Source organism: Actinomyces provencensis (genome assembly GCF_900155435.1).
GTDB lineage: Bacteria > Actinomycetota > Actinomycetes > Actinomycetales > Actinomycetaceae > Pauljensenia > Pauljensenia provencensis.
This window is the reverse complement of the sequence record NZ_LT700212.1, coordinates 223,432-249,655: the sequence shown is the minus strand read 5'-3', so window position 1 is coordinate 249,655 and position 26,224 is coordinate 223,432. Positions and strand designations below refer to the sequence as shown.

Here is a 26,224-nt window from a genome sequence, read left to right as displayed (position 1 = left end):
CCCCGCCGGTGCGGATGCCGGCACCGGCGCTGCTGTCGGCACTGTCCTGGACTGAACGCAGGGGCGGGGCGGGGTGCCGTCCCGGCCCACCGGGGTGCGCCGGGCTCAGTGGGGGAGCGCGACCCGGTACTGCTCGATGTGCTCCCCGGGCTCCCACCCGAAGGTCATGACGGCCGGGACCGAGCCTGCGGTCAGGGCATCGAGCACCTTGCGCTCATGGGGCGGGACCAGTTCGGGCAGGTGCCCGAGCGCGAACCAGGCGAGGCCGTCGTCCTTGTCGGGTTCCATGATCCGGGGCTCACCACTCCAGTGGCGGCAGGAGAAGAACCAGTCGACACGCTGCTCGAGGGGATCGGTGCCGCCGTTGGTGCGGTGCATGCCGGTGAGCGGGTGGAGGCCGGCGGGGGAGATCCCCACGCCGAGTTCCTCGCGGCCCTCGCGGATCGCGGTCTGGATGACTGACTCATTCGCCTCCACGTGGCCGGCGATGCCCGCAGCCCAGTGGTCGTCCATGTACCCGGTGTGCCGACGCAGCTGGAGGAGCACCTCGGTCCGGGGTCCGGCTTCCCTGAGCAGGAAGACATAAGCGGCTGGGACCAGTGAGAATGAGTGGATCACGCGTCCATGGTAGGACTCGCTAGGATGGGTCCTCGCGCGCGGGTGGCGGAATTGGCAGACGCGCTGGATTTAGGTTCCAGTGTCTTTGACGTGGGGGTTCGAGTCCCCTCCCGCGCACCGGGGTTCCGGCGTCATGGGGACTCTGTCCTCCCGGGCGCCGCTGTTCCCGCGATCGTCGAATCGGACGTTGCCGGGGCGGGTCCGTGGACACCGGAGGTCGGGGCGCGCAGCGCCGCCACCGAGGTGCGCACGGCGGCCAGCAGGGGAGCGCCGAGCACCATGCCGAGGATCCCCGCGTAGACGCCTCCGATGAGCGTGGCCAGCAGCACCATGACCGGGTGCATCCGCAGGGTCGAGCCGAGCGCCCAGGAGCTGACCGCACTCTGGATCGTCCCGTTGGAGACGAGCAGGCTCGCCGCGACGATGAGTGCGGCAACGGGGCCACCCGACCCGAAGGCGATGAGGATCGCGAAGACGCCGGTGATCCACGCGCCTGCGAAGGGGATGAAGGAGAGGAAGAAGTACAGGATCAGGATCGGGACCACCAGCGGGATCCGCAGGAGCAGCAGTGGCACCGCGAAGATCGGACCCGTCAGGAGCGCCGTGAGTGCGGTCCCCCTGAAGTAGCCGCGCAGCGATGAGCGCACGTGCCCGTCGACCTGCGCGACGACCTGCGGGTCCTGGCCCGTCGCGCGTCCCAGCCATGCGGGGAACAGGTGTCCGTCCTTGAGGAAGAAGAAGAGGAAGAAGAGTCCGAAGAAGGAGCCGATCCCCAGGGACACCAGGCCGTAGACGGTGCGGGCCAGGGCTCCCAGCACCCCCATCCCTGCCTGGGGCGCGGCCTCGTGGAGGGTGGCACGCAGCTGTGCCAGCGAGGCGGCCTCGAGGTCCAGGGACCGTGCCCACACCTCGACCCTCCCCCAACCGGTTCCGAGCTGGTGGGAGATCTGGGGGAGCTGAGCGACGAAACCCCATGCGACGATCGCGACGAGCCCGACGAGGGCGACGACGGTCACCAGCAGTCCCACAGCGGCCGCCAGGGCCCGCGGGACGCGGAGTCGGACCAGCCAGGAGATGAGGGGCTCGAGGACCGCTCCGAAGATGACGGCCACCACCAGCGGGATGAGGATCCCGCTCAGGCTGGAGACCACTGCCGCTGCGACCACGACGAGGAGGATGACGCCCAGGGCTGACCAGCTGGCGTTGCCGGCCGTGGTGAGCCGCTCCCGTCGTCGGAAAGGATTGCTTCGGCCTGTGTCCATCGTTTCCTCCACATCCGGGACACCCGGTGCCCGGGTCCCGCGGCTGGCGGGCGCCGGATGCGTCGGCCGCCGCCGAGTGTAGGGCAGACGCTGTCCGGGAAGGTGAGGTGCTCGACAGTGTCACCGAGGGGGCGCGCGGAATGATCGGACCACGTAGTCTCGATGTGCGGGCCCGCTGGGCGGAGCGGGCCCGCGCCCCGTCTCCTCGACCGCCGTCTCCGGGGACGCGACGGGACCCGACACATCTCCCGGGCGTGTCTATCGGACGCCCTGCATAGGTATACACTGGCATTCGTGCGACAACGGTGTCGATCGCGATGCTTCGAGCGCACTGACTCCCCTGACCGCCGCCTCGGTCGGGGGAGTCATCCATTCCTGACGCCTTCGCCCTGCCTGCTGCCCGCGACCGGGCGCCCCCGGGGTGGGAGGATTGGCGCATGAGCACACTGACAGCGGGCCAGACCGCCCCCGACTTCACCCTCAACACCACCCAGGGCACCGTGACCCTCTCCGACCTGGTGGCCAGGTCGGACAAGGGAGTCATCGTCTACTTCTACCCGAAGGCGTCAACGCCGGGGTGCACCACGGAGGCCTGCGACTTCCGCGACAGCCTCAACACCCTCAAGGCGTCCGGGTACACGGTCATCGGCATCAGCCCCGACGAACTGCCCGCTCTGGAGCACTTCACCGAGCAGCAGGGACTGAACTTCCCGCTGGCCTCCGACCCCTCCCACGAGGTCCTGGAACAGTGGGGCGCCTGGGGGGAGAAGAAGAACTACGGACGCACCTACGAAGGTGTCATCCGCTCCACGGTCGTCGTGGCCCCCGACGGAACCGTGGCCCTGGCGCAGTACAACGTCAAGGCCACCGGGCACGTCCTGCGTCTGCGCAGGGACCTCGGCCTCGACGCCTGACAGGTGACGCCCGGAGGCCGAACGACCCCGTCACCCCGGAAGCATCCGGGTCGACGGGGCCGTTGAGTCCGACTCAGCGTGAGGCGGTGACGATCTCCGGGTCGTAGAGGGGGCGGTCGCTGGGGTGACGGGACTGCGCGGAGGCGAACGCCTCCGCCGCACCGACCACGTCGTGCAGGTCACGACCCTCGAGCATCCACTGCGCGGGGGTCATTCCCTTGAGGGAGTCATTGGGCACCTGGAACCACTCGGCGGCCACGAGTTGGTCGACCCTGTCGGTGAGACGCCCCAGGACCTGGGACATCTGGGGGACCACCGAGTGGTCGTCGAGCAATTGCCAGGTGGGGTAGAACCATGTGGTGGACGGGGACTGGACGGCGAGCATCCGGTTCTCACGCACGGCCTTGTTGATGCCCTGGCGTGAGATCCCGAGCCACGCCACCACGTCTGCGGTCGCGCAGACCGGCCCGATGACCTCCTGCAACTGAGGTCGGGGGTCGGTCATGGCACGGACGAGATGGGACGCCTGGTCAATGATGTCATCGGTGACGACGGAGTGACGTCGGGATGTCAGCTGACGTTCAATGGCGTCGAGAAGTTCCTGTTCGTGTCGCGTCAGGCGGCGCATCAAGCCTCCGGCTGTGAGGAGTGGTCTGGAAGCGGCCCCGTCGGAGCCGCGAGTCCATTCCCGCCGCCTTCGGCAATGGGTGCGCCATGAGGGAATTGAACCCCCAACCCGCTGATTAAGAGTCAGCTGCTCTGCCAATTGAGCTAATGGCGCTGGGTCCCACACCCGCGAACGGGCCCGGAACTGTGCGCCATGAGGGAATTGAACCCCCAACCCGCTGATTAAGAGTCAGCTGCTCTGCCAATTGAGCTAATGGCGCGTGTCCTGCGACGGGAGTCAACTGTACTCCGGGCGCGAGCCCGTGGCAAAAGGGTGTCGTGGGCTGTGCGCCACACCCCGGCCGGCACCTTGCGAGGTCCGCCACCCTCCCGGGCCCCGCCCGCGCCCCCTGTGGGCCATCACCACCCCGGTGACCGGGGCCCGGGAGGGTGGCGGACNTAAGAGTCAGCTGCTCTGCCAATTGAGCTAATGGCGCTGGGTCCCACACCCGCGAACGGGCCCGGAACTGTGCGCCATGAGGGAATTGAACCCCCAACCCGCTGATTAAGAGTCAGCTGCTCTGCCAATTGAGCTAATGGCGCGTGTCCTGCGACGGGAGTCAACTGTACTCCGGGCGCGAGCCCGTGGCAAAAGGGTGTCGTGGGCTGTGCGCCACACCCCGGCCGGCACCTTGCGAGGTCCGCCACCCTCCCGGGCCCCGCCCGCGCCCCCTGTGGGCCATCACCACCCCGGTGACCGGGGCCCGGCCGACGGTGGTGACCGGGGCCGGCCCGTCACGGAAGGGTGGTGCCGGGCGGACTACAGTTGGTCGGATCACGGGTTGGAGGGACGCAATGGCACACAGGTCAACAGGGGCGCGTGTCCCCGACGAGGGCGACGAGCGTGGGTCCCACGCCACGGTGGGGTCCTCCTCCGTGACCCAGGACTACCTCAAGGTCGTCTACGCCGCCGAGGAGTGGGGGAACGAGGGCATCTCCATCACGGACCTCGCGGCACGCATGGGTGTGGTCGCCTCCACAGCCTCGGAGACCGTGCGACGCCTCACCGACCAGGGCCTGGTCACCCACGAGCCGTACCAGAAGGTGCACCTCAGTCCGCAGGGCCGTGCGGCGGCCGTGGCCATGGTGCGACGCCACCGCCTGCTGGAGACCTACCTCCACGAGAGGCTCGACTTCGACTGGGACGAGGTCCACCGGGAGGCGGAGATCCTCGAGCACGCGGTCTCCGACACCCTCCTGGAACACCTCGACCGCTCACTCGGCTACCCCCTGCGTGATCCCCACGGGGACCCGATCCCGGCGGCGGACGGGACCTGGTTCGCCCCACCCATGCATGCCGTGGACGCCCTGGGGGAGGGTGGCAGCGCCACGGTCGTGCGCATCTCGGACTCCAGCTCCGACATGCTCCACCACCTGGAGACCTGCGGGGTGGTCCTGGACGCGACGCTCCAGGTCGTGCGGCGCAGCGGTGCGATCGGGACCACACGGGTGCGTGTCACGCCACCCCCCTCGTGGACGCCACGGGCGCAGACCCCTGCCGCCACACCGGGCAGGGATGGGGAGACGCCCTCGTACGAGGTGGACCTGGGGACGGTGGCCACCGCGGCCGTCTTCGTCGCCGACGAGGCCGGGGCCGAGCCGACCCGGTCGGCCCGGCACGCGACCGACCAGGACGAGCCGGACCGGCAGCCCTCAGTCGAGTGCGGCTGAGCCCAGCTGGGCAGGCACCTGTTCCCCGTGCCCGGCGGCGCGCAGGGCCGAGCGCAGCGCCTCGGCCGCGCGGTCGAGTTCCTCGTCGGGGGCGGGATGGGCATTGGCGAAGGCGATGTCCGCCTCCGAGCGCATGGGCACGACGTGCAGGTGCGTGTGGGGGACCTCGAACCCGGCGATGACCAGCCCGGAGCGGGGTACCCCGAAGGCGGCCTCCTGGGCCAGTCCGATGGTCCGGGCCACCACCATGAGGTGGGTGGCGACCTCCTCGGGCGCATCCGTCCACTTCGCCCACGGGTGGCGCGGCACGACGAGGACGTGGCCGGGTGCCATCGGCTCGATGGTGGAGAAGGCGACGCAGACCTCGTCGGCCCACTCGAAGCGGCCGGGGAACTCACCGGAGATGATCTTCTCGAAGACGGTGCTCATGGCTCCATTGTCCCCCGCAGCCAGAGGCTCCGCAGCCGTCCGGCGCCTGACCGGGCCCGGGGCCGGGGGCAGTGGGTGCGGTAGCCTTGGCGCTGACTTTGGACGAGACGGAGGGACACACCGATGGCCGCAGGTGACAGCGTGGAACCGGAGCACCGCTACTCCGCGGAGCTGGCGGGAGCCGTCGAGTCCAAGTGGCAGGGCCTGTGGGAGGAACGCGGCACCTTCGATGCCGACAACCCGGTGGGGGACCTGGCAGGACCCCTGGCGGACCGTCCCCCCTTCTTCGTCATGGACATGTTCCCCTACCCCTCGGGCAAGGGACTCCACGTCGGCCACCCTCTGGGCTACATCGCCACCGACACCGTGGCGCGCTACCACCGGATGAAGGGCGACAACGTCCTCTACACGATGGGTTTCGACGCCTTCGGCCTGCCCGCGGAGCAGTACGCGGTCCAGACCGGCCAGCACCCGCGCATCACCACCGAGCAGAACATCGCCACCATGCGCCGCCAGCTGCGCAGCCTGGGCCTGTCCCACGACCTGCGCCGTTCCTTCGCCACCACCGATGACGACTACGTACGCTGGACGCAGTGGATCTTCCTGCAGATCTTCAACTCCTGGTACGACGACGACGCCCCCAACGCCGAGGGCGGCACGGGACGCGCCCGTCCCATCGCCGAACTGGAGGAGCAGTTCGCCAACGGCACCCGACCCACGCCCGACGGACGCGCCTGGGCCGACCTGGACGCCGCCGCCCGCGAAGGAGTGCTGGGGGAGTACCGCCTCGCCTACATCTCCGAGGCCCCGGTGAACTGGTGCCCGGGGTTGGGCACCGTCCTGGCGAACGAGGAGGTCACCTCCGAGGGACGCTCCGAACGCGGGGACTTCCCCGTCTTCCACAAGAAGCTGCGCCAGTGGATGATGCGCATCACCGCCTACGGCGACCGGCTCACCAAGGACCTCGCGAAGATCGACTGGCCCGACAAGGTGCGCTCCATGCAGAGCCACTGGATCGGGGAGTCCCACGGAGCCACCGTCGTCTTCCGCGTCCCCGGCGTCACGCAGTTCACCGAGGAGGAGCCCTCGCGAGCCGCGGACGGGGGTGAGGCCCGCCTGGAGGTCTTCACCACCCGACCCGACACCCTCTTCGGGGCGACCTTCATGGTCGTGGCACCGGAACACCCCCTGCTCGGTGCCGAGCACGCCGACGAGGCCGGGCTCTCGGTCCCGCCGTCGTGGCCCGAGGGGACCCGCCCGGCCTGGACCGGCGGCTTCGCGACGCCGGCGGAGGCGGTGGCCGCCTACCGCGCGCACGCCGCAGCCCGCACCGAGGAGGAGCGCACGGCCGAGGCCGGTGGGAAGACCGGCGTCTTCACCGGTCTGTACGGGACGAACCCCGTGAACGGGACCTCCGTGCCGATCTTCGTGGCCGACTACGTGCTCATGGGCTACGGCACGGGCGCGATCATGGCCGTCCCCGCACACGACGACCGTGACTTCGCCTTCGCCCGCACGTTCGACCTGGACATCGTCACCACCATCACCCCCGAGGAGGGCTTCGACACCGAGGCCGCCGCGTGGACCGGTGACGGCGTCCTCGTGAACTCCCACAACGAGGAGATCGACCTGGACGGCCTGGACAAGGCCCACGCGATCGCAGCCATGACCGAGTGGCTGGAGAGCCGTGGTCTGGGGCACGCCACCACGACCTACCGCCTGCGCGACTGGCTCTTCTCCCGCCAGCGCTACTGGGGGGAGCCCTTCCCCGTCGTCTACGACGAGGAGGGCGTGGTCCACGCCCTGCCCGACGACATGCTGCCCGTCACCCTGCCCGAGGTGGACGACTTCTCCCCGCGCACCTTCGCACCCGACGACGCCGACTCCCAGCCGGAGGCGCCACTGGGACGCGCCAAGGAGTGGCTGCGCCCGGTGCTGGACCTGGGCGAGGGGCTGCGCACCTACCACCGTGACACGAACACGATGCCCAACTGGGCGGGGTCGTGCTGGTACGAGATCCGCTACGTCGACCCCCACAACGACCTGGCGCTCGCGGACCCGGTCAACGAGGCGTACTGGATGGGCCCGCGCAGAAACGGCGCCACCGGTGGCGTGGACCTGTACGTGGGCGGTGTCGAGCACGCGGTCCTCCACCTGCTCTACTCCCGTTTCTGGCAGAAGGTGCTCTTCGACCTGGGGTTCGTCTCCACCTCGGAGCCCTTCCACAAGCTCTTCAACCAGGGCTACATCCAGGCCTACGCCTACCGCGACGACCGGGGGGCCTACGTGCCCGCCGAGGAGGTCCAGGGCGACGAGGAGCACGGCTTCACCTGGAAGGGCGAGCACGTCACCCGCGAGTACGGGAAGATGGGCAAGTCCCTGAAGAACATCGTCACCCCCGACGCGATGTCGAAGGCCTACGGTGCCGACACCCTGCGGGTCTACGAGATGTCGATGGGGCCACTGGACCTCTCCCGCCCCTGGGACACGCGCGCCGTCGTCGGGTCCCAGCGCTTCCTGCAGCGCCTGTGGCGCAACGTCCTGGACGAGGAGACCGGCGAGGTCACCGTCGTCGACACCCCGGCCGACCAGGGCACACGGCGCCTGCTGGCCCGCACCGTCGACGAGGTCACCACCGAGTTCGAGCACATGCGCGTCAACACCGCCATCGCCCGGCTCATCGTGCTGAACAACCACCTCACGGGCCTCTCCGCGGTCCCACGCGAGGTCGTGGAGCCCCTGGTGCTCATGGTCTCCCCGGTGGCGCCCCACATCGCCGAGGAGCTCTGGCAGCGACTGGGCCACGAGGAGTCCCTGTCGCGTGAGCCCTTCCCGGTGGTCTCCGACCCCTCGCTGCTCGTCGACGACACGGTCACCGCGATCGTCCAGGTCAACGGCAAGGTGCGCGCCCGCCTCGAGGTGCCCACCGACATCGACGAGGGCGACCTGCGCGAGCAGGCCCTGGCCACGGAGCCCATCCAGCGTCTCCTGCAGGGCCGCGAACCCCTCAAGGTCATCGTGCGCGCTCCCCGTCTCGTGAACGTGGTGCCGCCGCGGGACTGAGTCCCGGGGGCAGGGGGCCGGGTTCCGGGCGGGGACCCGGACCGGGAACCGGGTGGGCGCCCGGTCCGGAGGGGTTGATCTCACACCGCCAGCGGGTGCTCCGGTTGTGCCGGGTGACGGGCGTCCACCTAGCATGGGTGGAGCAGGCGCGTCCCCATCCGCGTCGGTCAGGAGCCTGAGGTGGACATTCCCGGATGGCGCATCCGCCTGGACGGGTCGGTCGTCGAGGTCGGAAGCCGCGGTGGGGTCGCGCTCTCGTGGCGCGTGCCCTCCCCACGGGGTTCGGACACGGAGGTCCTGGACGGCTACCGCGGGGCGGAGGAACGACGCGGCGGCGACGGCGCACGTCAGGCACTGCTCGCTCCCTGGTCCAACCGGATCCGTGGCGCCCGCTACTCCTGGGGAGGACGGGACTGGGACCTCGGCCCCGCCGCCGACGGCACGCGCGAGGCACTCCACGGACTCGCCCTGGAGGCCGGCTTCGAGTTGGTCGAACAGACGGACGCCTGCCTGCGCCTGCGCACCACCGTGTCCCACCCCGAGTACCCCGTGCCGGTCCGCCTGCAGGCCACCTACGAGCTCGGCCACACCCGCCGCGGGGACGGTACCGACGAGTGGTCCCTGCACCTGACCCTGGAGGCCCGCAACCTCGGCCACGTCGATGCCCCGGTGGGGCTGGGTTGGCACCCGTACGTGCGTTGGATGGGCGGGCGCGAGGGCGCCCGGGTGCACGTTCCCGCCCACCTGCACGTGGACACCGACGAGGCGCTCATCCCACTGCCCGGGGACGCCGCCTTCTCCGAGGTCGGGGGCGGATCCGTCGAGATCGCCTCCCCGGCCGGCCTCGACGACGCCTGGACGGGTCTGTCCACCCGCGACGGCATCGTGTCGGTCGTGCTGGACCACGCCGACGGCGCCCGCACGGTCCTGGAGGCGGAAGTCGACCCAGAGCCGGACCGACCCGGCACCGGGATCGTCCAGCTCTTCACCGGCGAGCCACTCGTGCACCGGCCAGGTCGTTCCCTGGCCATGGAGTACTGCCAGTTCATGACCGACGCCGTCAACCGGCCCGAGCTCCACGACGCCCTGCGCCTGGCACCCGGGGAGGCCCGGACCCTGCGCGCCCGACTCGTCCAGACACTCTGATGCCGGAGGGGGACGCTGTCCGCCGTCTGGCGGTCACCTTCGAGGACCTCTTCGTCGGGCGCCGGTGCCGGGTGACTTCGCCGCAGGGACGCTTCGCCTCCTCCGCGGCGATCGTCGACGGATGGACGATGGCCTCGGCCACCTCGGTGGGCAAGCACCTCTTCCTGGAGTTCGCCCCGTCGTCCGGCCCCGTGGCCGAACCCCTCTGGATCCACGTCCACCTGGGACTCTACGGGTCGTGGCGCTTCCAGGGGGACGGGACCTTCACGGCGCCCCCCTCCATCGGGGCCCCCAGGACGGGGCCCTCCGGGCGCACGAGCGGCCGAGACCACCCCGGACTCACCATCTCGGCCGACAGTGGCGGGGAGGACGTCGACACCGAGGAGGAGGAGTGGCAGGCCCCCGACCCCGTCGGCCAGGTGCGGGTGCGCATCGCCACCCGTCACGGCGTCGCCGACCTGTCGGGTCCCACACGCTGCGACCTCATCTCCGGACCCGAGCGCCGGGCCGCCCTGGCGCGCCTCGGTCCCGACCCCATGGCGCCCGGTGCCCGTGAGGACCCGGTCGCCCGGAAGCGGTTCGTGCTCTCCGTGCGTGCCCACCGACGCGCTGTGGGGGAGTTGGTCATGGACCAGTCGGTGATCGCCGGGGTCGGCAACATCTACCGTGCGGAAGGGCTGTTCCTGGAGGGCATCTCACCCTTCCGACCGGGTACGCGGGTCTCCGAGGCCCGCCTGGGCCGCCTGTGGGTCCGCTTCTGCGATCTCATGGCCCACGGGGTTGCCGTCGGGCGCATCGAGACGGTGGATCCCACGGATGCCCCCCAGCCCCCACTGCCCGGGGACCCGGAGGCCTCGCGGTGGTACGTCTACCACCGCACCGGGCGGCCCTGCCTGCGTTGCGGGGGAGTGGTGCAGGAACAGCTCATGCAGGGACGCAGACTCTTCTGGTGCCCGCGCTGCCAGCACTGACCAGCGTGGTCAGGACTCGGGGCCGCCCTCGTCCCCGTCGCTGACCTGCTCGAACCCGAGGAGTTCGTAGAGCCTCCCGGCGGGCAGGCTGTTGGGGTCCAGCCGCAGTGCCACGGTCTCGTGCCCCCAGGAGCGGGCGCGACGCGCGAGCTCGGAGACGAGCACCTTCGCGATGCCGCGTCTGCGGTGGTCGGGGTCCACCATGAGGTCGATGACGAAGGGGCCGGCAGGTGCGTCGTCCACGGGAGCGTCGGTGACACACAGGAGGGCGCCGACCAGCTTCCCGTCGATCCAGGCGCCGATGAAGGAGTCGTCCAGCGGGGTGCCGAAGGCGCCGTCGAAGGACATGCGCATCTCGTCGGTCGCCTCCCAGAGGTTCTCGGCGATCTCCGGGCGGTCGTAGGCGACGAGGTGCAGGGCCGCGAGGGCCGGGATGTCGTAGGTCGTCAGCGTGGCGACCTCGAGGTCGTCGGGGCGGTCGACATCGGCCACCGCGTCCAACTGGGCTTGCAGTGTCCGCTGGTCCATGGCTCCAGCGTAGGTGAAAGGCGCCGACCGGGCAGGGGATCCGGCAGGGCATCGGGCCCGGACAGGGCGGACCTCGACCCCGGAACTGGGCGGACCTCGACCCCCGAAGTGAGCGGACTTCGACCCCCGAAGTGAGCGGACTTCGACCCCCGAAGTGAGCGGACTTCGGCGAGGGGGAGGTCAGATGTAGAGGGAGGGGTCCACGAACAGGTTGGGGTCGACGATGAGGTCCGCGTCGGGGGCGTAGAGCCTCGGGTTCGGGCGCGTGCGTGCAGGCACGCCGATGGCCACGGATCCCTCCGGCACGTCCCGTGTCACCACGGAGTTCGCCCCGACCTTGGAGTCGTTGCCGACATGGATGGGGCCCAGCACCTTCGCACCTGCCCCGATCATCACGTGGGACCCGATGGTGGGATGACGCTTGCCGGGGGTCATGGACACCCCGCCCAGTGTGACGCCGTGGAAGAGGACGACGTCCTCGCCGACCTCTGCGGTCTGCCCGATGACGACCCCCATCGCATGGTCGATGAAGAGCCTGCGGCCCAGCAGGGCGCCGGGGTGGATGTCGACCCCGGTGAGCACGCGCGCGCCCGCCGAGACCATCCGCGCGGGCAAGCGGTGGCCGCGCACCCACAGCGAGTGCGCGACGCGGTGGCCCCACAGGGCGTGGACCCCGGGGTAGGTCAGGGCGACCTCCACCAGGGACTCGGCTGCGGGATCACGCCGTCTGGCGGTCTCGAGGTCCTCCCTGAACAGACGGAGGGCACGGCGGGGATCGGGCAGCACGGGGTCTGCCTCCTTCGGGATCGGTGGCGTGGGGTGGTGTGACGGGCGGGGGACCGACGAGGGCGGGACGGAGCTGCACCCGGGTGGGGGAGTGGGCACGGGCCCGAGGAGGACCCGCGCCCACTCCCACACCGCGGAGGGCTGCGCACCCGGTGGGACGACTCAGTCGCGCAGGTCCTCGAACAGCTTCGTGGAAAGGTAGCGCTCGCCCGTGTCGGGCAGGATCACGACGATCGTCTTCCCGGCGTTCTCGGGACGGGCGGCGACCTGGGCAGCTGCGGCCAGGGCGGCACCGGAGGAGATGCCCACGAGCAGTCCCTCCTCGGCCGCGGCCCGACGGGCGAAGGCGATGGCCTCAGGAGTGGCCACGGAGATGACCTCGTCGACGACCTCGGGATCGTAGGTCGCCGCGACGAAGTTCGGTCCGATTCCCTGGATGCCGTGGGGGGCGGCGGAGCCACCGGTGAGGAGGGGCGACTCCTCCGGCTGCACCGCCACGACCTTGAGTTCGGGCTTCTGCTCCTTGAGGTAGGCACCCGCGCCCGAGGCCGTCCCGCCCGTGCCCACGCCCGAGACCAGGATGTCGACGGCCCCGTCGGTGTCGGCCCAGATCTCCGGTCCGGTCGTGCGGTAGTGGATCTGCGGGTTGGCGGGGTTGGTGAACTGGGAGGCGATGATGGACCCGGGGCGCTCGTCACGGATCTTCTCCGCCGCCGCAACGGCTCCGGCGATGCCGGCCTTGGGATCGGTGAGGACCAACTCGGCGCCGAAGACGCGCATGAGGAGGCGACGTTCGACGGACATCGAGGAGGGCATCGTGATGACCACCTTGTAGCCGCGCGCAGCTCCCACCATCGACAGGGCGACCCCGGTGTTGCCGGAGGTGGCCTCGATGATGGTGCCGTGGGGCTTGAGGTCACCGGAGGCCTCGGCCGCGTCGATGATCGAGGCCGCGATGCGGTCCTTGACGGAGGCGGCGGGGTTCGTGGCCTCGACCTTGCCCAGGACTGTGGCTGCGGGATCGGTGATGCGGTTGACGCGCACCAGTGGGGTGCGGCCGATCAGTTCGGTGACGTCTGAGGCGATGTGGGACATGGATGCTCCTGGTTCGTGGGTAGGGGTGACTCAGTGGGGTGACACAGTGGATGCGGACCGGCCGCGGTGTGACGGGGAGAGGGCGGGCGACGGTGCCTGGGGCGCCTTGCGGGGGTCGACCGCCCTACAGACACGACGCGCAGCAGCACACGGGGGTGCTGGCGCAGAGGAGGGTGACGACCACGGGGGACCCGGCGATGGGAGCCCCGGAAGCTGCGTTCGCTGTCGTCACGCTCCCCAGCCTAGGTGCGCGGGGTCGCCCCGTCCACCTCACGGGTGACCCTGCCCATGCTCCGGAACGTCGCGACGCCGCGGGTCAGCGTCGAGAGCCGGTCCGACATGGCCGTGACCCCGTCCTCGTCGACGGCCACCCGCAGCACCACCTCCTGGCCCCACGCGAGGTCGACCACCTGGACGCCGGCGGCCCTCAGGTCGGCCTCGACCCGGCCCGCCTCCCCGGGCGGGAGGGTCGTGGCGAGGAGCTGCAGTTCCACCGTGTGGGCCAGTGGTGCCCGGGCGAGCGCCTCCGAGACGGCTCCGGAGTAGGCGCGGACCAGACCGCCCGTGCCGAGCAGGACGCCCCCGAACCAACGGGTGACCACGGCCGTGACGTTGTGGACGCCCGAGGCCCGTATCGCCTCCAACATGGGCGCCCCCGCCGTCCCCGAGGGTTCGCCGTCGTCACTGGAGTGCTGGAGGGGGTTGCGCCCCACCTCCTCGATGAGGAACGCGGAACAGTGGTGGCGGGCCTGGGGGGCGGCGGAGCGGACCTCGCCGATGAGGGCCCGCGCGGCGGCCTCGTCGTCCGTGCGTGCCAGGGTGGTGACGAAACGGGAGCGGCGCACCTCGGTCTCGTGGGTGAGGCGCGTCCCGGCGCGCAGGGTGAGCATGCCCCCATCCTCTCACGCGGGCGGCCCCGCTCCGCTGGGACCGGTCAGTCCCGGTCGCCCGGCCGGTCCCGGTCGCCCGGCCCGGTACAGCTCACTCGGCCCCGGGGAACCAGTCGGCGAGCCCGTCATCGGCACCCACCCAGGCGAGTGCGTCGCGGAGCTCCTCCTCGCTCATGAGGATCTCGGCGAAGCTGCGTTCCACGGCCTCCCGGACCCCGGGGTCCCCCACCCCGGTGACGATGAGATGTGTGCGCGGGTCCTCCTCCCAGTCCCCCGCGGTGCCCACGGAGACCGTGGAGCCGTTGACCTCCCACGTGCAGACCGTGCGCGGACGCGAGGGCAACCAGAAGCAGCCGCGGGCGCAGGTGCCGGCGGGCGCGAGTTCGCCGACCCGATCGGCCAGACGGCCCGGGTGGAAGGGGCGCTCGGAGTGCAGGTCCAGGGTCCACACGCCGTGTGTCGTGGGGCCGCCCCAGGCCGCGGTCGACGCCGGGTGGACGCGACCGATTGCCTCGTCCACGTCGTGGGTCCCTCCCAGGAGCAGATCGGGGGTGAGGTCGTCGAGGTGGTCCACGCGCAGCGTGTCGAAGGGGCGCAGGTGCTCCACGAGGTCCGAGCCGAGCGTGTCCTCACCCAGGGCGAGGACGACATCTGCGTAGCCCAGGGACATCATCAGCACCTCACCGGTGCAGCGTTCGTCCTCCTCGAACAGCGCCAGCCCCCGTTCCGCGAGGGGGACGTGGTCGAGCAGGTCACGTGCTGCGGTGGAGAGGTCGACGGCGTGCACGCTGGCGGTGAGGCGGCAGTCGTGAAGGACCTCGCCCGGGGACATGAGGTCGTCGAGGGCCGGGAGGACGTTGAGGGGCTCCACGGCCACGGGCAGCGCCAGGAGCAGCGCCCCGTCGCCCCGGTCGGCCAGCTCCGCGAGTGCGGGCACGACGGCCTCGCGCAGTGAGCAGGTCAGGCACGGGTGTGCCAGCGGCACCTCGCGCTCCCATCCGCTCCCGTCCGGACGGGCGAGGTGCAGCAGCACCGAGGCGTCACGGAGGTCGCAGACCAGGACGTCCGTCCCGTCCCCCGCGCACAGTGAGGTGACGTCGCGCAGGAGGGGATCGGTGGTGGACAGGACGGAGATCGACAACAAGACGGGGCCTTCCATCGGCAGCACGGTGTGTTCGCCCACAGTCGCAATGACTTGCGCGAATGAGAATCATTCCTATTATGGACGCATGAGCAACCACTGCCAAGTCACCGGGGCGCGTCCCTCCTTCGGGAACAGCGTCTCCCACTCCCACCGCCGCACCCGCAGACGATGGGACGTCAACGTCCAGAAGAAGCGCTACTTCGTGCCCTCGCTCGGACGCACCATCACCCTGACGGTCAACCCGCGGGGCATCCGCACCATCGACAAGCTGGGCATCGAGGCCGTCGTGGCTGACATGCGCCAGCGGGGGGAGAGGTTCTGATGGCACAGAAGTCAGCAGTCCTGCGGCCCGTCATCACGCTCCAGTCCACGGCCGGCACCGGTTTCCGCTACGTGACACGCAAGAACCGCCGCAACGACCCCGACCGCATGCGCATCCGCAAGTACGACCCCGTGGCCCGTCGCCACGTCGAGTTCGTGGAGGTGCGCTGATGGCGAAGACCTCGAAGATCGTGCGCAACGAGCAGCGCCGCCTCGTCGTCGACAGGTACGCGGAGCGCCGCGCCACCCTCAAGAGGGACTCGGTGAACCCGCACCTGGCTGCCGAGCAGCGCGAGGCCGCCATGCGTGGGCTCCATGCCCTTCGCGACGCCTCGCCGACCCGCTTGCGTGGACGCGGGATCTCGGACGGTCGGCCGCGGGGATACCTGCGCAAGTTCGGGCTCTCGCGCGTGCAGTTCCGGGAGATGGCGCTGCGCGGCGAGCTGCCGGGCATCACCAAGTCCTCCTGGTGATGAGGCCCGGCCCGGCCGGAGTCCGTGCACCGAACCACAGGGGCCGGGACGCGTCGTCCGCTGCTCCTCCCATCCCACTCCACTCCTCCCCGAAGGACAGATCATGAGACCAGGCATCCACCCCGACTACCACCCGGTGGTCTTCCGCGACAGGGCCGCCGACTTCGCGTTCCTCACCCGCTCCACGAAGGACTCCGAGCGCACCATCGAGTGGGAGGACGGGAACACCTACCCCGTCATCGACATCGAGATCTCCTCCGCCTCGCACCCGTTCTGGACGGGTCGCTCCCGCCTGGTCGACACCGCTGGTCGCGTGGAGAAGTTCTACGCGCGTTACGGACGATCCGGAGGACGCGCGGACGAGGGCGACTCCGCTGCTGCCCGGGACGAGGAGGCCACACGATGAAGGTCAGGGCCTCCATCCGTTCCCTGGCCAGACAGCCCGGATCAGTGGTGGTCCGTCGCCGCGGCCACACCTACGTCATCAACAAGAAGAACCCCCGCCTCAAGGCCCGCCAGGGCTGAGGGTCGGACCACGACGGTGGACCCCGTGGAGGTGCCCCAGCGGGAGGTGCACCCGGCAGCGGTCCGGGCTGCGACCGGCCACCGAGGGGCTGCGAACTGCGTGGTAGACTGCTGTGGTTGCCGGGGCGCGAGCGATCTCACAGGGTCGCACCGCCACGTGGCTGGCCCAGTGACCAGCAGACGTGGCAGAGTTGTACACCGGTAAGTCGACACGTCCACACACATTCTGAGGAGCGGTAGGGCCATGGCAGTTCCCAAGCGCAAGATGTCCCGAGCAAACACCCGCACTCGCCGAGCCGCATGGAAGGCCGATCTCAACGAGCTGAACACCGTCAAGGTTGCCGGCCGTGAGATCCGCGTGCCCCGCCGCCTGGCGAAGGCGTACAAGAACGGCCTGCTGAGCGTCGAGGACTGATTCGGCACACACGGCTTCGGAGGGCCCGGCACCACAACTGGTGCCGGGCCCTCCGCCCTCCGCGGGGTGGGGTGCCACGGGGGCCGCTAGTGTGGTGACAACGGCGTCCCCGACCTCCCGCGACACCGGGAGGCGGCCCGGGGCGTGAGATCCTGGATGACGAGGGGCAGGACATGGCCGAGGACTACACAGTCGCCGATTCCCAACCGCAGCACCGCTACGAGATCCGCGACCTCGACGGCGAGCTCGCCGGATTCGCCCACTACGGCCGCCAGGTGGTGGGGGACAGGGAGGTGACGACGCTGGACCGCACCGTCGTCTACCCCGACTTCCAGGGACAGGGGATCGGGGGTCTGCTCGCCCGTGCGGCCCTCGACGACGTGCGCTCCCGGGACGGTCTGGTCGAACCGGTGTGTCCCTTCATCGAGGGGTGGATCGACAAGCACCCCGACTTCCACGACCTCCTCGTGCCCCGCGACTGAGCCCGGGGCCCGGGCATCCGTGCCCGGGCCCACGCGGGGTCCCGGTCGGGGTGCGGGTGCGCCGGGGGCACGGTGACGTGGGACCCCTTGGTGCCCGATGCCGACGTTCCGGACCGGGCCCCATCTCCCTCCCGGTCCGCGCCGGGACCGCACCGTCGTCCCCGACCCGTCCGGATCGGCGACCTACCATGCCTGTGCGGGGCCCGGAGCGGGTTCCGCAGGAACGAGGAGCGATTGATGAAGACCCTGTACTCGCAGTTCACCGCCAAGCCGGGATGTGCCGATGAGGTGGCGGAGCTCCTGCTGGGGCTCACTGCCGACGTGCGCCGGGAGCCCGGGAACACGGCCTTCGACCCCTACCGGGAGTCCGACGACCCCGACAGGTTCTACGTCTTCGAGGCCTACGTCGACGACGAGGCCTTCAGGGCCCACCTGGGCATGCCCTACGGCCGCCCCTTCAACGACCGGCTCAACGACCTCATCATCGAGCCGCACTCGATGCTGACCTTCCTCGACCCCTTGGAGTGAGCCCGTCCCGGCGGGGTGCGACCGGGTGGGCATCCGGGGTGCCGGACACGCGTGTCGGAGTCTGACGGGCGGGGTCCCGGCACGGAGAATGGGCCCCGTGGAGGACGTCGGCAACCGGGGACAGGTGGATCGGGCGCGAGGCGCGCTGTGGGGACTGGCCCTGGGCGATGCGCTGGGGATGCCGACGCAGACGCTCACCCGGGCCCAGATCAGGGCCGTGTACGGACCGGTCGACTCCCTGAGGGATGCCGTCCCGGACCAACCCGTCTCCCACGGCATGCCCGCCGGCTCCGTCACCGACGACACCGAGCAGGCGCTGCTCATCGGGAGGCTCCTCGTGGAGGGCGGGGGAGTGGTCGCCCCCGGCAGGCTCGCCGACGCCCTCGTCGAATGGGAACGCGACATGCGCGCCCGCAACGCGGACGACCTGCTCGGGCCCTCCACCCGGCGCGCCGTCGACGCGATCCTGGCAGGGGCGGACCCCCGCACCTCGGGCCGCGGGGGCCACACGAACGGTGCTGCCATGCGCATCGCGCCCGTCGGCATCGCCTGCCCGCCGGAGCCGGTCGCGGACCTCGTCGAGGTGGTGCACGAGGTCAGTCTCCCCACGCATGACACGCACGTGGCCCTGGCGGGGGCCGCAGCGGTCGCCGCCGCGGTCTCGGGCGGGGTGGAGGGCTGGGAGTTCCCGCGCTCCCTCGACGCGGCACTCGCCGCCGCGCGCGTGGCCGAGGGACTCGGGGCGCCCTTCGACTCGCCCTCCCTGCCCCTGCGCCTGGTGTGGGCACTGGGACGGGCCCGAGGGCTCGGGGACCGGGAGTTCGAGGACTTCGTGGCCGAGGACGTCGGTACCTCGGTGCGCAGCGAGGAGTCCGTGGTGGCGGCGCTCGTGGTGGCGGACCGCTTCCGTGGGGACCTGTGGGGTGCGCTGTGCCTGGCGGCCCGCCTGGGGGACGACACGGACACGATCGGGGCCATGTGTGGCGCGGTCCTGGGGGCCCACACCGGGACGGCGGGCATCCCCGAGGGGCCGCGCGAGCAGGTCGGGAGGGTGTCGGGGATCGACCCGGCCGCCCTCGTCGACGCGCTGCTGGAGCTGAGACGGCACCACGGCGGTGCCGGGACGGGAGGACATCGTGGCTGACACGACGGGGCGGACGGACGTCCGGGTGGCGGGGTACCTCCTGCCCGCGGGCGCGACGGACGCCCATTCCCACGTCATCGGACCGGTCTCCCGCTACCCGTTCGCGGCGGGACGCTCCTACACACCCGCCGAGGCGCACCTCGGGGACTACCGGCGCATGCTCGCCTCCCTGGGTCTCACGCGCAGCGTCATCGTCCAGCCGAGCTTCTACGGCACGGACAATTCCTGCACCCTCGACGCGGTCGCAGCCCTGGGCACCGAACGCGCCCGGGCGGTCGTCATGGCCGAGGACCTCTCCGGACCGGTCCTGGAGGACCTCCACCGGCGCGGCGCGCGCGGGGTCCGTTTCATCACCATGGTGCACGGGGGGCAGTCGATCGACGCGCTGCGCAGGCTCGCCGACGAGGTCGCCCCGGTGGGCTGGCACATCCAGATGTGGGCGGCGCCCGCCACCTGGCGTTCCCTGGCCGACACCCTCACCGACCTGCCCGTACCCGTGGTCATCGACCACCTCGCCCAGATCGTGCCCGCCGAGGCCGGCTCCGGGGACGACACCCGGGCGCTGCTGGACCTGCTCGACTCCGGGCGCGTGTACACGAAGCTGTGCTCCTACCGCTCCTCGCGGCAGGGCCCGCCCTACGGGGACGTGCGGGGACTGGTCGAGACCCTCGTGGAGCGGCGGCCCGACCGGCTCGTCTGGGGGGTCGACTGGCCGCACACGATGATCGACCGGGTGCCCGACGACCACCTCCTGGAACGCATCCTCGTGGAGTGGGTCGGCGACCACGACGTCCTCGACCGGATCCTGGTGCGCACCCCCGAGGAGCTCTACGGGTTCGGGGACGCGCATGCCTGAGGAGCGCGTGGGCGCCGGCCGGGGCGAGGGTCTGCACATCGAGGTCGACGACCTCACCCGCCCGCAGGTCCGGGCGCTCCTGGCGGAACACCTGGCGGAGATGCGGGCCCAGAGTCCGCCCGAGTCCGTGCACGCCCTCGACCTCGGGGAACTCTCCGGGCCCGGGATCACCGTGTGGTCGTGCTGGTCGGGGGACGCACTGCTCGGGGTCCTGGCCCTCAAGGAGCTCCACGGTCCTGCGGATGCCACGGCCACGGCGGGGGAACTCAAGGCCATGCGGGTCGCGCGCCACGCCCGGGGGCGGGGTGTGGCCCGCGCACTGCTCGAAGAGGTGCTCGGGGAGGCCCGGCGCCGCGGGATGGCGCGCGTGCTCCTGGAGACGGGCGCGGAGGACCACTTCGCCCCCGCACGACGGCTCTACCTGCGCCGCGGGTTCCGGGTGCGGGGACCCTTCGGGGACTACTCCGAGGACCCGTTGAGCGTCTACATGGAGCTGGCACCGGTGTCGGAGCCCGGAGAGGGATCCGGGGGACAGTGACCCGGCGGCGCGGACCCGCCGGGGCTGACCCGGGACATCGCCCCGGGAGGAACCGGTGACGCCGTGCCGGTCCCGGCGTCGACGGGTCCCACCGATGCGCGGCGCCGGACCCTTGCGGGTGCGCCCGGGGGCGTGTTGACTTCAGGACATGGACCCCCATGACCCCGGTCACACCCGACCAGCAGACGCGTGGACCGCGGGCGAGGTCTCCGTCGGTGTGATCTCCGGACTCCTGGACGTCCTCCGTGACCGCTCCGAGGACTTCCTGGTCGAGGCCGGCGTCGAGCAGGTCCACAAGTTGAGGGTCGCGGTCCGTCGCCTCCGCGCCCTCGCCGCCTTCGTGGAGCCGGTCTTCGACCCGCACCTGCGACGCGCACGACGCGGACTGCGCGGGCCGGGACGTGAACTGGGCGCGCTGCGTGACGTCGACGTGCTCCTCGGTCGTCTGGACGGGGGATCCGTTCCCCTCCCCGCGCACGACCTCGGCCGGACGCGTCACGCACTGGCGCTCAGACGGGCGGAACTCACCCGATCGGCGCTGTCGGTGGTGGCCTCGCGTTCCTGGGAGCACAGGCTCGGCGACGTGCACGAGGCAATCGCCCACGACCACATGGACCGGGCGGAGGCGTCCCTGCCCGCCGGGTCGGCCATGGCCGCGCGCCTCCAGGAGTGGTGGGGCAACCTCGAGCCGGAGTGGGAGGGACTCGCCGGGATGTCGCCGCCCCGACGGCACCGGGTGAGGATCAGGACGAAGCGCCTCCGTTATGCACTGGAGGCGGTCGGGGAGCACCTCCCGATGACGGACGGGGCCCTGCGGGAACGTCTGGGCGACCTCGAGGACCTCCAGGACACCCTCGGCGCCCTCAACGACCGTCGGGTCGCACCGGGACTCCTCTCCTCCGTGGGGATCGAGGTGCCGGGCGGGCCGCCCGAGGACACCGGTGCGGAGGACACCCGTGGAGAGAGCGCCGATGACGACGAACTGGCCCACGCGCTGGCGGCCTGCACGAGACTGCTCGCGCACGGACCCGTTTGGATTGACGGGTCCACCAGGACCACCGGCCCCGCCGGGTCGACGGGGACCGGCGCGCCATGAGCGGGGAGATCGCCCTGACCGGGGGCAACACGGGCACCGTCGTCCGTGTCGGCGACACGGTGCGCCGGGAGACCGGGCCCTGGACCCCGGCGGTGCACCGTCTGCTGCAGGTGTACGCCTCGGCCGGGATCGAGGGCACCCCCCGGGTGCGGGGCACCGACGATCGTGGGCGTGAGGTGCTGAGCTTCATCCCGGGGCGGACCATGGTCGACCTCCCGTCCGGGGAGCAGTGGAACCGCGATCTCCTCATCTCGGCCGGCTCCCTCCTCCGGCGCCTCCACGACGCCAGTACCGCGCTGGTGGGCGCGCCGCTGCAGTGGCGCCAGCCGGACCACCCGCCCTGTGAGGTGATCTGTCACAACGATGTCGCTCCCTACAACCTCGTCGTCCGGGACGGCCGCCTCGTGGGAGTGATCGACGTGGACATGGCCTCTCCCGGCTCCAGGCTCTGGGATCTCGCCCACCTGGCGTATCGCCTGGCGCCGTTCGCCGAGGACGCCTCCGACTTCGACCCGACTGCCCACGGGAGCCCGTCCGCGCGGGTCGAACTCCTGGTCGGGGCCTACGGCGGGTCGTGGTCGCGGGCCGAGGTGACGGAAGTGGCCGTGGCCAGGCTGGAGGAGTTGGCGGTCTTCACCGAACGCCGGGCCGCGGAGACCGGGCGCGGGGAGTTCCTCGACCACGCCGCCATGTACCGCCGGGACGCCCGGCGGTTGTCCGGATCCCTGTAGGGGCGCCGCTCGGGGACGGTGGACCTGACGCCTGCCACGGGCCGTCCGGGTGGAGGTCGCCCACGGGCCCCCGGGGGAGCGCGCAGGCACCCGAGGCTTCGGGGTCCCGACCACGATGGTGCACACTGGCCCTCGTGGACGATCGGACGAGGGCGACCCGGGGCGGCAGGTTCACGCCTGCCGCACTGATGACGGCCCTGGTGTTCCTGGTGGCGCTCAACCTGCGTCCGGCGGTGACGGCGCTGGGACCCCTCCTGCCGCAGATCGGTGTCGAGGAGGGCCTGGACAAGGGGGCCCAGGGGCTCCTCGGCGCCGTCCCCGTGATGGCGTTCGCCCTCGTCTCCCCGCTCGTGCACCGGGCCTCCCGGCGCCTGGGTCCTGAGAGGGTGGTGCTGGCTGCGTTGCTGGTGCTCGTGGCCGGGACCCTGGTGCGGTCCTGGGCAGGCGGCGCAGGGCTGTGGATCGGCACGGTCGTGGTGGGGGTGTCGATCGCGGTCGGCAACGTCCTCGTCCCCGCCCTCGTCAAGCGGGACTACGCGGACAAGGTGTCCTGGGCGACGAGCATCTACTCCACGTGCATCACCGTGGGGTCGGCGCTCGCCGCGGCCACCGCCGTGCCGCTGGCAGGGGTCTGGGGATGGCGCGGTTCCCTCGCCTTCTGGGCGGTGCCAGCCCTGGTGACCGCGGTGCTGTGGGTGCCGCGGGTGCGTGCCTCCGCCCCCATCCCGGCCCCGGCACCGTCGACGGCGGGAGCCGTCCGAGGCGGGCGGAGGTCCCCCTCCGTGTGGCGTCGCCCGAGCGCCTGGATGGTGACGGTGTTCATGGGGCTGCAGTCCACCTGCTTCTACACGATGGTCACGTGGCTCCCGACCATCCTCATCGCCGGTGGCGCCACCCCGGAGACCGCCGGGGTCCACATGTTCGTCTTCCAGCTGGTCGGGATCCCCGCCGGTCTCGCGCTCCCGCTGCTCATGAGGCGCCCGGACTCACAGGTCGGCGCCGCGGTGGCGTCGAGTGTGCCGATGCTCGTCGGTGTGCTCGGTCTCCTCGTCCTCCCGGCGTCGGGTGCGCTGTGGTCCGCGGTGGCCGGGGTGGGGGCGGGCGCGTCACTGGTGATGGCCATGACCCTCATCGGCCTGCGCAGCCGCACCCACCAGGAGACCACCCAGCTGTCGGGAATGGCGCAGTCCGTCGGCTACCTCCTCGCGGCAGGAGGCCCGGTGCTCGTCGGCCGCCTCGCCCAGACCAGTGGGGGATGGACCGTGCCCCTGGTGGCGTTGGTGGTGGTCGCCGCGCTCCAGGTCGTGGTGGCCGTGCTCGCCGGGCGTGTGCCCGGGGCGGGCAGGCTGCGCCCCCACCTCCCCGACGAGGGCGTCGTCAGCGGTTCCTCGCTGGAGGACGGTCCGGAGGAGGACTGAGCGAGGGGAAGACCTGCCGGAAGGGACCCTGCCGGAGAAGAGGACCTGCCGGAAGAGGACCTGCCGGGAATGCGCCCCTCAGCGCCCCGGACAGGGACGCGGTGCATCCCCCCCGGCAGGGTGGCCGGAGCGCGCTGGGACATTCGGTGTGCCCCCGACAGGACTCGAACCTGCAACCGTCGGATTACACGTTTACCGACCTCGGGTGCACCTGGGCGGTGGCGGCATGAGCGGCGCGGTGAGGGTAGCGGTGTGGCTGGACGCTGACGAGGCTGCGGCGATGGTGGCGCTGGCGGAGCGGGCAGCGGCGGACCTGGACACTCCACCGGCGGAGTGGAAGGGTTTGACGGCTCTCAGGGTGGCCATTCAGCGCGGGGAGGTCTCCGAATGAGCGGCTACGTGAAGGTGTCGACCGTCCTGTCCGAGGANGCAACCGTCGGATTACACGTTTACCGACCTCGGGTGCACCTGGGCGGTGGCGGCATGAGCGGCGCGGTGAGGGTAGCGGTGTGGCTGGACGCTGACGAGGCTGCGGCGATGGTGGCGCTGGCGGAGCGGGCAGCGGCGGACCTGGACACTCCACCGGCGGAGTGGAAGGGTTTGACGGCTCTCAGGGTGGCCATTCAGCGCGGGGAGGTCTCCGAATGAGCGGCTACGTGAAGGTGTCGACCGTCCTGTCCGAGGATGAGGCACGCGCCCTGCTCGACCTGGTTGCGGACGTCTCGCGCGACTACTCGGACGCGGCGGCGGTCGACCGGATCGGAGCTGCGGGGCAGCTTCGGGTCGCCCTGGAGGCCGCTTTGGGCGTTGATCGCCACAGAGCATAAGACTCTGGCATGACCAACACTCAGACACCGATCCCGCCCGCCTGGGTCGAGCCGCTCCTGGAGTGGCGGCGCTCCCTGGTCGCTGCGGGCCGATCCCACCAGACCGTCCGCCTGCGCACGGGCTGGCTGCGCCGCTTCGCCCGCGCCGTCGACGTCGACCCATGGACCGTGGACGACGAGGACATCATCCGCTGGTCAGCGTCGCACGAGTGGGCCCAGGACACACGCCGGAGCGCCCACCAGTCCGTGGCAGGCTTCTACGCCTGGGCACGCACCGCCGGGCACGTCGACCGCGTCCCACTCATCCCCCAGGTGCGACAGTCCCCGCCCTCGCCACACCCCGCCGACGACCGATCGGTGGAGATCGCCCTGGCGTCGCGAGATCCCCGCGTCGTGCTCATGGTGCGCCTCGGGTGCGAGGCCGGACTACGCCGGGGCGAGGTCGCCCGCGTGCACTCCAGGGACCTCGTCAGCGACCTGACAGGCCGAACGCTCATCGTGCACGGCAAAGGCGGGCGGAGCCGCCTCGTGCCCCTCTCCGACTCCCTGGCGGACGCCCTGGAGGCCGAGGGAGCCGGATGGACGTTCCCCGGCCAGGACCACGGGCACCTGTCCCCAGCATGGGTCGGGACCCTCGTCGGGCGCGCCCTGCCCCAGGGCGTCACCATGCACGCCCTGCGCCACCGCTTCGCCTCCAGGGCCTACAGCGCCACGCACGACCTGGTCGGCGTCCAGACCGTCCTTGGCCACTCGTCGCCCTCGACCACGCTGCGGTATGTGGCCGTGCCAGACGCCTCGCTGCGGGCCGTCGTCAACGCCGCTGCGTGACGCAGATCGGCCCCCGGGGGTTGTCCCTCGGGGGCCTTTCCACGCGGTCAGGCGCTCGCGCTGCAGCGCCGGCGTCGACCAGGTGCCGGCTCATCCTCGTTTGGCGCGATTCCGCCGATCTGAAACACTGACAATCGGTCGAGATTCGAGCATGTGGCGCAGGGTCTCGTCACCCTGGCGGCGATCCTCCTGCTCCTGGACCATGGAGTCGCGGAGCTCTCCGACCTGGTGCCCGATCCCTCGGACCTCGCGGACCAGGCCGTCAATCTTGTCGGCCACGCTGGAACCGTGGTCGGGCTGGAGCTGCTGGGTGTCACCGTGGACCTGCCGGGTTTTGACCAGGGTCGCCAGGCTGGTGACGGTGGCGGCCACGCCTCCGAGGCCCCCGAGTGCCACCAGGGCATCAAGGGCCTCGGAGCCGGTCACTGGTCGGCCCCTGCGGCGTGCCTGCCTTGGGTGGGGGTGGTGAGGGCACGCAGTGCGTCCCACACGGGGCGCAGGGCGGTGTAGACGACCTGGCAGACGCCGATAGCGGCCATGATGGCGGCTGCCCACACCTGCCATGTCTCGGGGCGGTAGGTGGCCACCAGGCCGAGGAAGACCAGCCAGGCGGCCACGCTGTACGCGATGAGTTGCTTGGTGCGGGTGGGCCACGGGGCGCGGGTGATGACGGCGACCAGGGCGGGGGTGACGGCCCCGGCCACAGCGGCGATGGTGATCGGCTCCATGTCAGCCCTCGGTGGCTGCGTCGGCGAACACCGCGCGGACGGCGTCCTCGGTGGCGGCGCGCACCTGGTCGGGGGTGAGGCCGGTCGCTCCCTGGGCGGTCAGGGCGTCAACGAGGGGGCCGGTGAGGGCG

33 protein-coding genes and 4 tRNA genes are annotated in these 26,224 nt (G+C 71.4%); 23 read left to right on the top strand and 14 right to left on the bottom strand.

Annotated features, from left to right (window positions below; translation table 11 throughout):
* Positions 1-105: 105 nt before the first annotated feature.
* Positions 106-618, bottom strand: coding sequence for an NUDIX hydrolase (locus tag BQ9890_RS01095; protein WP_075888690.1), 513 nt, complete (start codon positions 616-618; stop codon positions 106-108).
* 36 nt (positions 619-654) lie between these two features.
* Between BQ9890_RS01095 and BQ9890_RS01090 the strand changes: the two genes are divergently transcribed.
* Positions 655-735, top strand: a tRNA-Leu gene (locus BQ9890_RS01090).
* Between the two features lie 14 nt (positions 736-749).
* Here BQ9890_RS01090 and BQ9890_RS01085 read toward each other — a convergent pair.
* Positions 750-1,880, bottom strand: a complete 1,131-nt coding sequence (locus BQ9890_RS01085; protein ID WP_075888688.1) for an AI-2E family transporter — start codon at positions 1,878-1,880, stop codon at positions 750-752.
* A gap of 437 nt (positions 1,881-2,317) precedes the next feature.
* On the opposite strand from BQ9890_RS01085, the gene bcp reads away from it, so the two are divergent.
* Positions 2,318-2,794, top strand: coding sequence for a thioredoxin-dependent thiol peroxidase (gene bcp, locus BQ9890_RS01080; protein WP_075888686.1), 477 nt, complete (start codon positions 2,318-2,320; stop codon positions 2,792-2,794).
* A gap of 73 nt (positions 2,795-2,867) precedes the next feature.
* Here the strand turns inward: bcp and BQ9890_RS01075 are convergent, their stop codons facing one another.
* The 4 genes from BQ9890_RS01075 to BQ9890_RS01060 all read right to left on the bottom strand — a co-directional run bounded on the left by BQ9890_RS01075 (position 2,868) and on the right by BQ9890_RS01060 (position 4,003).
* Positions 2,868-3,422, bottom strand: coding sequence for a hypothetical protein (locus BQ9890_RS01075; protein ID WP_075888684.1), 555 nt, complete (start codon positions 3,420-3,422; stop codon positions 2,868-2,870).
* A gap of 80 nt (positions 3,423-3,502) precedes the next feature.
* Positions 3,503-3,575 (bottom strand) — tRNA-Lys (locus tag BQ9890_RS01070).
* A gap of 33 nt (positions 3,576-3,608) precedes the next feature.
* Positions 3,609-3,681: transfer RNA gene (locus BQ9890_RS01065), tRNA-Lys, on the bottom strand.
* A gap of 249 nt (positions 3,682-3,930) precedes the next feature.
* A tRNA-Lys gene (locus tag BQ9890_RS01060) sits at positions 3,931-4,003 on the bottom strand.
* Between the two features lie 252 nt (positions 4,004-4,255).
* Here BQ9890_RS01060 and BQ9890_RS01055 point away from each other — a divergent pair.
* Positions 4,256-5,131 carry a metal-dependent transcriptional regulator gene (locus BQ9890_RS01055; protein ID WP_075888682.1) on the top strand — a complete coding sequence of 292 codons (876 nt, stop codon included), beginning with the start codon at positions 4,256-4,258 and terminating at the stop codon, positions 5,129-5,131.
* On the opposite strand, the gene BQ9890_RS01050 is transcribed toward BQ9890_RS01055, so the two are convergent.
* Complete coding sequence (locus BQ9890_RS01050; RefSeq protein ID WP_075888680.1) at positions 5,114-5,560, bottom strand: HIT family protein; 447 nt, start codon at positions 5,558-5,560, stop codon at positions 5,114-5,116. The genes BQ9890_RS01055 and BQ9890_RS01050 overlap by 18 nt on opposite strands.
* A 123-nt stretch (positions 5,561-5,683) precedes the next feature.
* Between BQ9890_RS01050 and BQ9890_RS01045 the strand changes: the two genes are divergently transcribed.
* From BQ9890_RS01045 to BQ9890_RS01035, 3 genes are all read left to right on the top strand, one after another.
* Positions 5,684-8,623: a leucine--tRNA ligase gene (locus BQ9890_RS01045; RefSeq protein WP_075888678.1), complete on the top strand. Its 2,940-nt coding sequence runs from the start codon at positions 5,684-5,686 to the stop codon at positions 8,621-8,623.
* A gap of 180 nt (positions 8,624-8,803) precedes the next feature.
* Positions 8,804-9,769, top strand: a complete 966-nt coding sequence (locus tag BQ9890_RS01040) for an aldose 1-epimerase (RefSeq protein ID WP_075888676.1) — start codon at positions 8,804-8,806, stop codon at positions 9,767-9,769.
* Positions 9,769-10,740 carry an Fpg/Nei family DNA glycosylase gene (locus BQ9890_RS01035; RefSeq protein WP_075888674.1) on the top strand — a complete coding sequence of 324 codons (972 nt, stop codon included), beginning with the start codon at positions 9,769-9,771 and terminating at the stop codon, positions 10,738-10,740. Before BQ9890_RS01040 ends, BQ9890_RS01035 begins: the two co-directional genes overlap by 1 nt.
* A 9-nt stretch (positions 10,741-10,749) precedes the next feature.
* On the opposite strand, the gene BQ9890_RS01030 is transcribed toward BQ9890_RS01035, so the two are convergent.
* The 5 genes from BQ9890_RS01030 to BQ9890_RS01010 all read right to left on the bottom strand — a co-directional run bounded on the left by BQ9890_RS01030 (position 10,750) and on the right by BQ9890_RS01010 (position 15,198).
* Complete coding sequence (locus tag BQ9890_RS01030; protein WP_075888672.1) at positions 10,750-11,268, bottom strand: GNAT family N-acetyltransferase; 519 nt, start codon at positions 11,266-11,268, stop codon at positions 10,750-10,752.
* Positions 11,269-11,448: 180 nt separating this feature from the next.
* Positions 11,449-12,054: a serine O-acetyltransferase gene (cysE, locus tag BQ9890_RS01025; protein ID WP_143226192.1), complete on the bottom strand. Its 606-nt coding sequence runs from the start codon at positions 12,052-12,054 to the stop codon at positions 11,449-11,451.
* A gap of 162 nt (positions 12,055-12,216) precedes the next feature.
* The gene (gene cysK, locus BQ9890_RS01020; protein WP_075888670.1) at positions 12,217-13,149 is read right to left on the bottom strand and encodes a cysteine synthase A; all 933 of its coding nucleotides are present in this window, start codon (positions 13,147-13,149) and stop codon (positions 12,217-12,219) included.
* 242 nt (positions 13,150-13,391) lie between these two features.
* Complete coding sequence (locus BQ9890_RS01015) at positions 13,392-14,039, bottom strand: IMPACT family protein (protein WP_075888668.1); 648 nt, start codon at positions 14,037-14,039, stop codon at positions 13,392-13,394.
* A gap of 91 nt (positions 14,040-14,130) precedes the next feature.
* Positions 14,131-15,198 carry a GTP-binding protein gene (locus BQ9890_RS01010; RefSeq protein ID WP_075892507.1) on the bottom strand — a complete coding sequence of 356 codons (1,068 nt, stop codon included), beginning with the start codon at positions 15,196-15,198 and terminating at the stop codon, positions 14,131-14,133.
* Between the two features lie 70 nt (positions 15,199-15,268).
* Here BQ9890_RS01010 and rpmB point away from each other — a divergent pair, with 70 nt between their 5' ends.
* The 17 genes from rpmB to BQ9890_RS00925 all read left to right on the top strand — a co-directional run bounded on the left by rpmB (position 15,269) and on the right by BQ9890_RS00925 (position 25,365).
* On the top strand, positions 15,269-15,505 hold the full coding sequence (rpmB, locus tag BQ9890_RS01005; protein WP_075888666.1) for a 50S ribosomal protein L28: 237 nt from the start codon (positions 15,269-15,271) through the stop codon (positions 15,503-15,505).
* Positions 15,505-15,675: a 50S ribosomal protein L33 gene (rpmG, locus tag BQ9890_RS01000; protein WP_075888664.1), complete on the top strand. Its 171-nt coding sequence runs from the start codon at positions 15,505-15,507 to the stop codon at positions 15,673-15,675. The genes rpmB and rpmG overlap by 1 nt, the downstream gene beginning before the upstream one ends.
* On the top strand, positions 15,675-15,977 hold the full coding sequence (rpsN, locus tag BQ9890_RS00995; RefSeq protein WP_075888662.1) for a 30S ribosomal protein S14: 303 nt from the start codon (positions 15,675-15,677) through the stop codon (positions 15,975-15,977). The genes rpmG and rpsN overlap by 1 nt, the downstream gene beginning before the upstream one ends.
* A gap of 103 nt (positions 15,978-16,080) precedes the next feature.
* Positions 16,081-16,383, top strand: a complete 303-nt coding sequence (locus BQ9890_RS00990) for a type B 50S ribosomal protein L31 (RefSeq protein ID WP_075888660.1) — start codon at positions 16,081-16,083, stop codon at positions 16,381-16,383.
* A complete protein-coding gene (locus BQ9890_RS00985) occupies positions 16,380-16,502 on the top strand; it encodes a ribosomal protein bL36 (protein WP_075888658.1) in 123 nt (40 codons plus the stop codon). Before BQ9890_RS00990 ends, BQ9890_RS00985 begins: the two co-directional genes overlap by 4 nt.
* 244 nt (positions 16,503-16,746) lie before the next feature.
* Positions 16,747-16,917: a 50S ribosomal protein L32 gene (gene rpmF, locus BQ9890_RS00980; protein WP_075888656.1), complete on the top strand. Its 171-nt coding sequence runs from the start codon at positions 16,747-16,749 to the stop codon at positions 16,915-16,917.
* Between the two features lie 173 nt (positions 16,918-17,090).
* On the top strand, positions 17,091-17,399 hold the full coding sequence (locus tag BQ9890_RS00975) for a GNAT family N-acetyltransferase (RefSeq protein ID WP_075888654.1): 309 nt from the start codon (positions 17,091-17,093) through the stop codon (positions 17,397-17,399).
* 237 nt (positions 17,400-17,636) lie between these two features.
* Positions 17,637-17,927: a putative quinol monooxygenase gene (locus tag BQ9890_RS00970; protein ID WP_075888652.1), complete on the top strand. Its 291-nt coding sequence runs from the start codon at positions 17,637-17,639 to the stop codon at positions 17,925-17,927.
* Between the two features lie 97 nt (positions 17,928-18,024).
* On the top strand, positions 18,025-19,071 hold the full coding sequence (locus BQ9890_RS00965; RefSeq protein ID WP_230297757.1) for an ADP-ribosylglycohydrolase family protein: 1,047 nt from the start codon (positions 18,025-18,027) through the stop codon (positions 19,069-19,071).
* Positions 19,064-19,927, top strand: coding sequence for an amidohydrolase family protein (locus BQ9890_RS00960; protein WP_075892505.1), 864 nt, complete (start codon positions 19,064-19,066; stop codon positions 19,925-19,927). The genes BQ9890_RS00965 and BQ9890_RS00960 overlap by 8 nt, the downstream gene beginning before the upstream one ends.
* Complete coding sequence (locus BQ9890_RS00955) at positions 19,920-20,465, top strand: GNAT family N-acetyltransferase (protein ID WP_075888648.1); 546 nt, start codon at positions 19,920-19,922, stop codon at positions 20,463-20,465. The genes BQ9890_RS00960 and BQ9890_RS00955 overlap by 8 nt, the downstream gene beginning before the upstream one ends.
* A 148-nt stretch (positions 20,466-20,613) precedes the next feature.
* Positions 20,614-21,561, top strand: coding sequence for a CHAD domain-containing protein (locus BQ9890_RS00950; RefSeq protein WP_075888646.1), 948 nt, complete (start codon positions 20,614-20,616; stop codon positions 21,559-21,561).
* Positions 21,558-22,292, top strand: coding sequence for a phosphotransferase (locus BQ9890_RS00945; protein WP_075888644.1), 735 nt, complete (start codon positions 21,558-21,560; stop codon positions 22,290-22,292). Before BQ9890_RS00950 ends, BQ9890_RS00945 begins: the two co-directional genes overlap by 4 nt.
* Positions 22,293-22,426: 134 nt before the next feature.
* On the top strand, positions 22,427-23,710 hold the full coding sequence (locus tag BQ9890_RS00940; protein ID WP_230297756.1) for a CynX/NimT family MFS transporter: 1,284 nt from the start codon (positions 22,427-22,429) through the stop codon (positions 23,708-23,710).
* 205 nt (positions 23,711-23,915) lie between these two features.
* Positions 23,916-24,101 (top strand): hypothetical protein, encoded by a 186-nt coding sequence (locus BQ9890_RS15080; protein ID WP_143226191.1) that lies wholly within the window; start codon positions 23,916-23,918, stop codon positions 24,099-24,101.
* Positions 24,102-24,354: 253 nt separating this feature from the next.
* Complete coding sequence (locus tag BQ9890_RS00930; protein WP_075888638.1) at positions 24,355-24,537, top strand: hypothetical protein; 183 nt, start codon at positions 24,355-24,357, stop codon at positions 24,535-24,537.
* 9 nt (positions 24,538-24,546) lie between these two features.
* On the top strand, positions 24,547-25,365 hold the full coding sequence (locus tag BQ9890_RS00925; RefSeq protein WP_075888636.1) for a tyrosine-type recombinase/integrase: 819 nt from the start codon (positions 24,547-24,549) through the stop codon (positions 25,363-25,365).
* 90 nt (positions 25,366-25,455) lie between these two features.
* On the opposite strand, the gene BQ9890_RS00920 is transcribed toward BQ9890_RS00925, so the two are convergent.
* Complete coding sequence (locus BQ9890_RS00920) at positions 25,456-25,791, bottom strand: hypothetical protein (protein ID WP_075888634.1); 336 nt, start codon at positions 25,789-25,791, stop codon at positions 25,456-25,458.
* Positions 25,788-26,093: a hypothetical protein gene (locus BQ9890_RS00915; protein ID WP_075888632.1), complete on the bottom strand. Its 306-nt coding sequence runs from the start codon at positions 26,091-26,093 to the stop codon at positions 25,788-25,790. Before BQ9890_RS00915 ends, BQ9890_RS00920 begins: the two co-directional genes overlap by 4 nt.
* Between the last annotated feature and the right edge of the window lie 131 nt (positions 26,094-26,224).

Coding starts and splice junctions, on each gene's coding strand:
- BQ9890_RS01085 (WP_075888688.1), bottom strand. CDS start 1,880: ATGGACACAGGCCGAAGCAATCCTTTCCGACGACGGGAGCGGCTCACC.
- bcp (WP_075888686.1), top strand. CDS start 2,318: ATGAGCACACTGACAGCGGGCCAGACCGCCCCCGACTTCACCCTCAAC.
- BQ9890_RS01075 (WP_075888684.1), bottom strand. CDS start 3,422: ATGCGCCGCCTGACGCGACACGAACAGGAACTTCTCGACGCCATTGAA.
- BQ9890_RS01055 (WP_075888682.1), top strand. CDS start 4,256: ATGGCACACAGGTCAACAGGGGCGCGTGTCCCCGACGAGGGCGACGAG.
- BQ9890_RS01050 (WP_075888680.1), bottom strand. CDS start 5,560: ATGAGCACCGTCTTCGAGAAGATCATCTCCGGTGAGTTCCCCGGCCGC.
- BQ9890_RS01045 (WP_075888678.1), top strand. CDS start 5,684: ATGGCCGCAGGTGACAGCGTGGAACCGGAGCACCGCTACTCCGCGGAG.
- BQ9890_RS01035 (WP_075888674.1), top strand. CDS start 9,769: ATGCCGGAGGGGGACGCTGTCCGCCGTCTGGCGGTCACCTTCGAGGAC.
- BQ9890_RS01030 (WP_075888672.1), bottom strand. CDS start 11,268: ATGGACCAGCGGACACTGCAAGCCCAGTTGGACGCGGTGGCCGATGTC.
- cysK (WP_075888670.1), bottom strand. CDS start 13,149: ATGTCCCACATCGCCTCAGACGTCACCGAACTGATCGGCCGCACCCCA.
- BQ9890_RS01015 (WP_075888668.1), bottom strand. CDS start 14,039: ATGCTCACCCTGCGCGCCGGGACGCGCCTCACCCACGAGACCGAGGTG.
- BQ9890_RS01010 (WP_075892507.1), bottom strand. CDS start 15,198: ATGGAAGGCCCCGTCTTGTTGTCGATCTCCGTCCTGTCCACCACCGAT.
- rpmB (WP_075888666.1), top strand. CDS start 15,269: ATGAGCAACCACTGCCAAGTCACCGGGGCGCGTCCCTCCTTCGGGAAC.
- rpmG (WP_075888664.1), top strand. CDS start 15,505: ATGGCACAGAAGTCAGCAGTCCTGCGGCCCGTCATCACGCTCCAGTCC.
- rpsN (WP_075888662.1), top strand. CDS start 15,675: ATGGCGAAGACCTCGAAGATCGTGCGCAACGAGCAGCGCCGCCTCGTC.
- BQ9890_RS00990 (WP_075888660.1), top strand. CDS start 16,081: ATGAGACCAGGCATCCACCCCGACTACCACCCGGTGGTCTTCCGCGAC.
- BQ9890_RS00985 (WP_075888658.1), top strand. CDS start 16,380: ATGAAGGTCAGGGCCTCCATCCGTTCCCTGGCCAGACAGCCCGGATCA.
- rpmF (WP_075888656.1), top strand. CDS start 16,747: ATGGCAGTTCCCAAGCGCAAGATGTCCCGAGCAAACACCCGCACTCGC.
- BQ9890_RS00975 (WP_075888654.1), top strand. CDS start 17,091: ATGGCCGAGGACTACACAGTCGCCGATTCCCAACCGCAGCACCGCTAC.
- BQ9890_RS00970 (WP_075888652.1), top strand. CDS start 17,637: ATGAAGACCCTGTACTCGCAGTTCACCGCCAAGCCGGGATGTGCCGAT.
- BQ9890_RS00955 (WP_075888648.1), top strand. CDS start 19,920: ATGCCTGAGGAGCGCGTGGGCGCCGGCCGGGGCGAGGGTCTGCACATC.
- BQ9890_RS00950 (WP_075888646.1), top strand. CDS start 20,614: ATGGACCCCCATGACCCCGGTCACACCCGACCAGCAGACGCGTGGACC.
- BQ9890_RS00945 (WP_075888644.1), top strand. CDS start 21,558: ATGAGCGGGGAGATCGCCCTGACCGGGGGCAACACGGGCACCGTCGTC.
- BQ9890_RS00930 (WP_075888638.1), top strand. CDS start 24,355: ATGAGCGGCTACGTGAAGGTGTCGACCGTCCTGTCCGAGGATGAGGCA.
- BQ9890_RS00925 (WP_075888636.1), top strand. CDS start 24,547: ATGACCAACACTCAGACACCGATCCCGCCCGCCTGGGTCGAGCCGCTC.
- BQ9890_RS00915 (WP_075888632.1), bottom strand. CDS start 26,093: ATGGAGCCGATCACCATCGCCGCTGTGGCCGGGGCCGTCACCCCCGCC.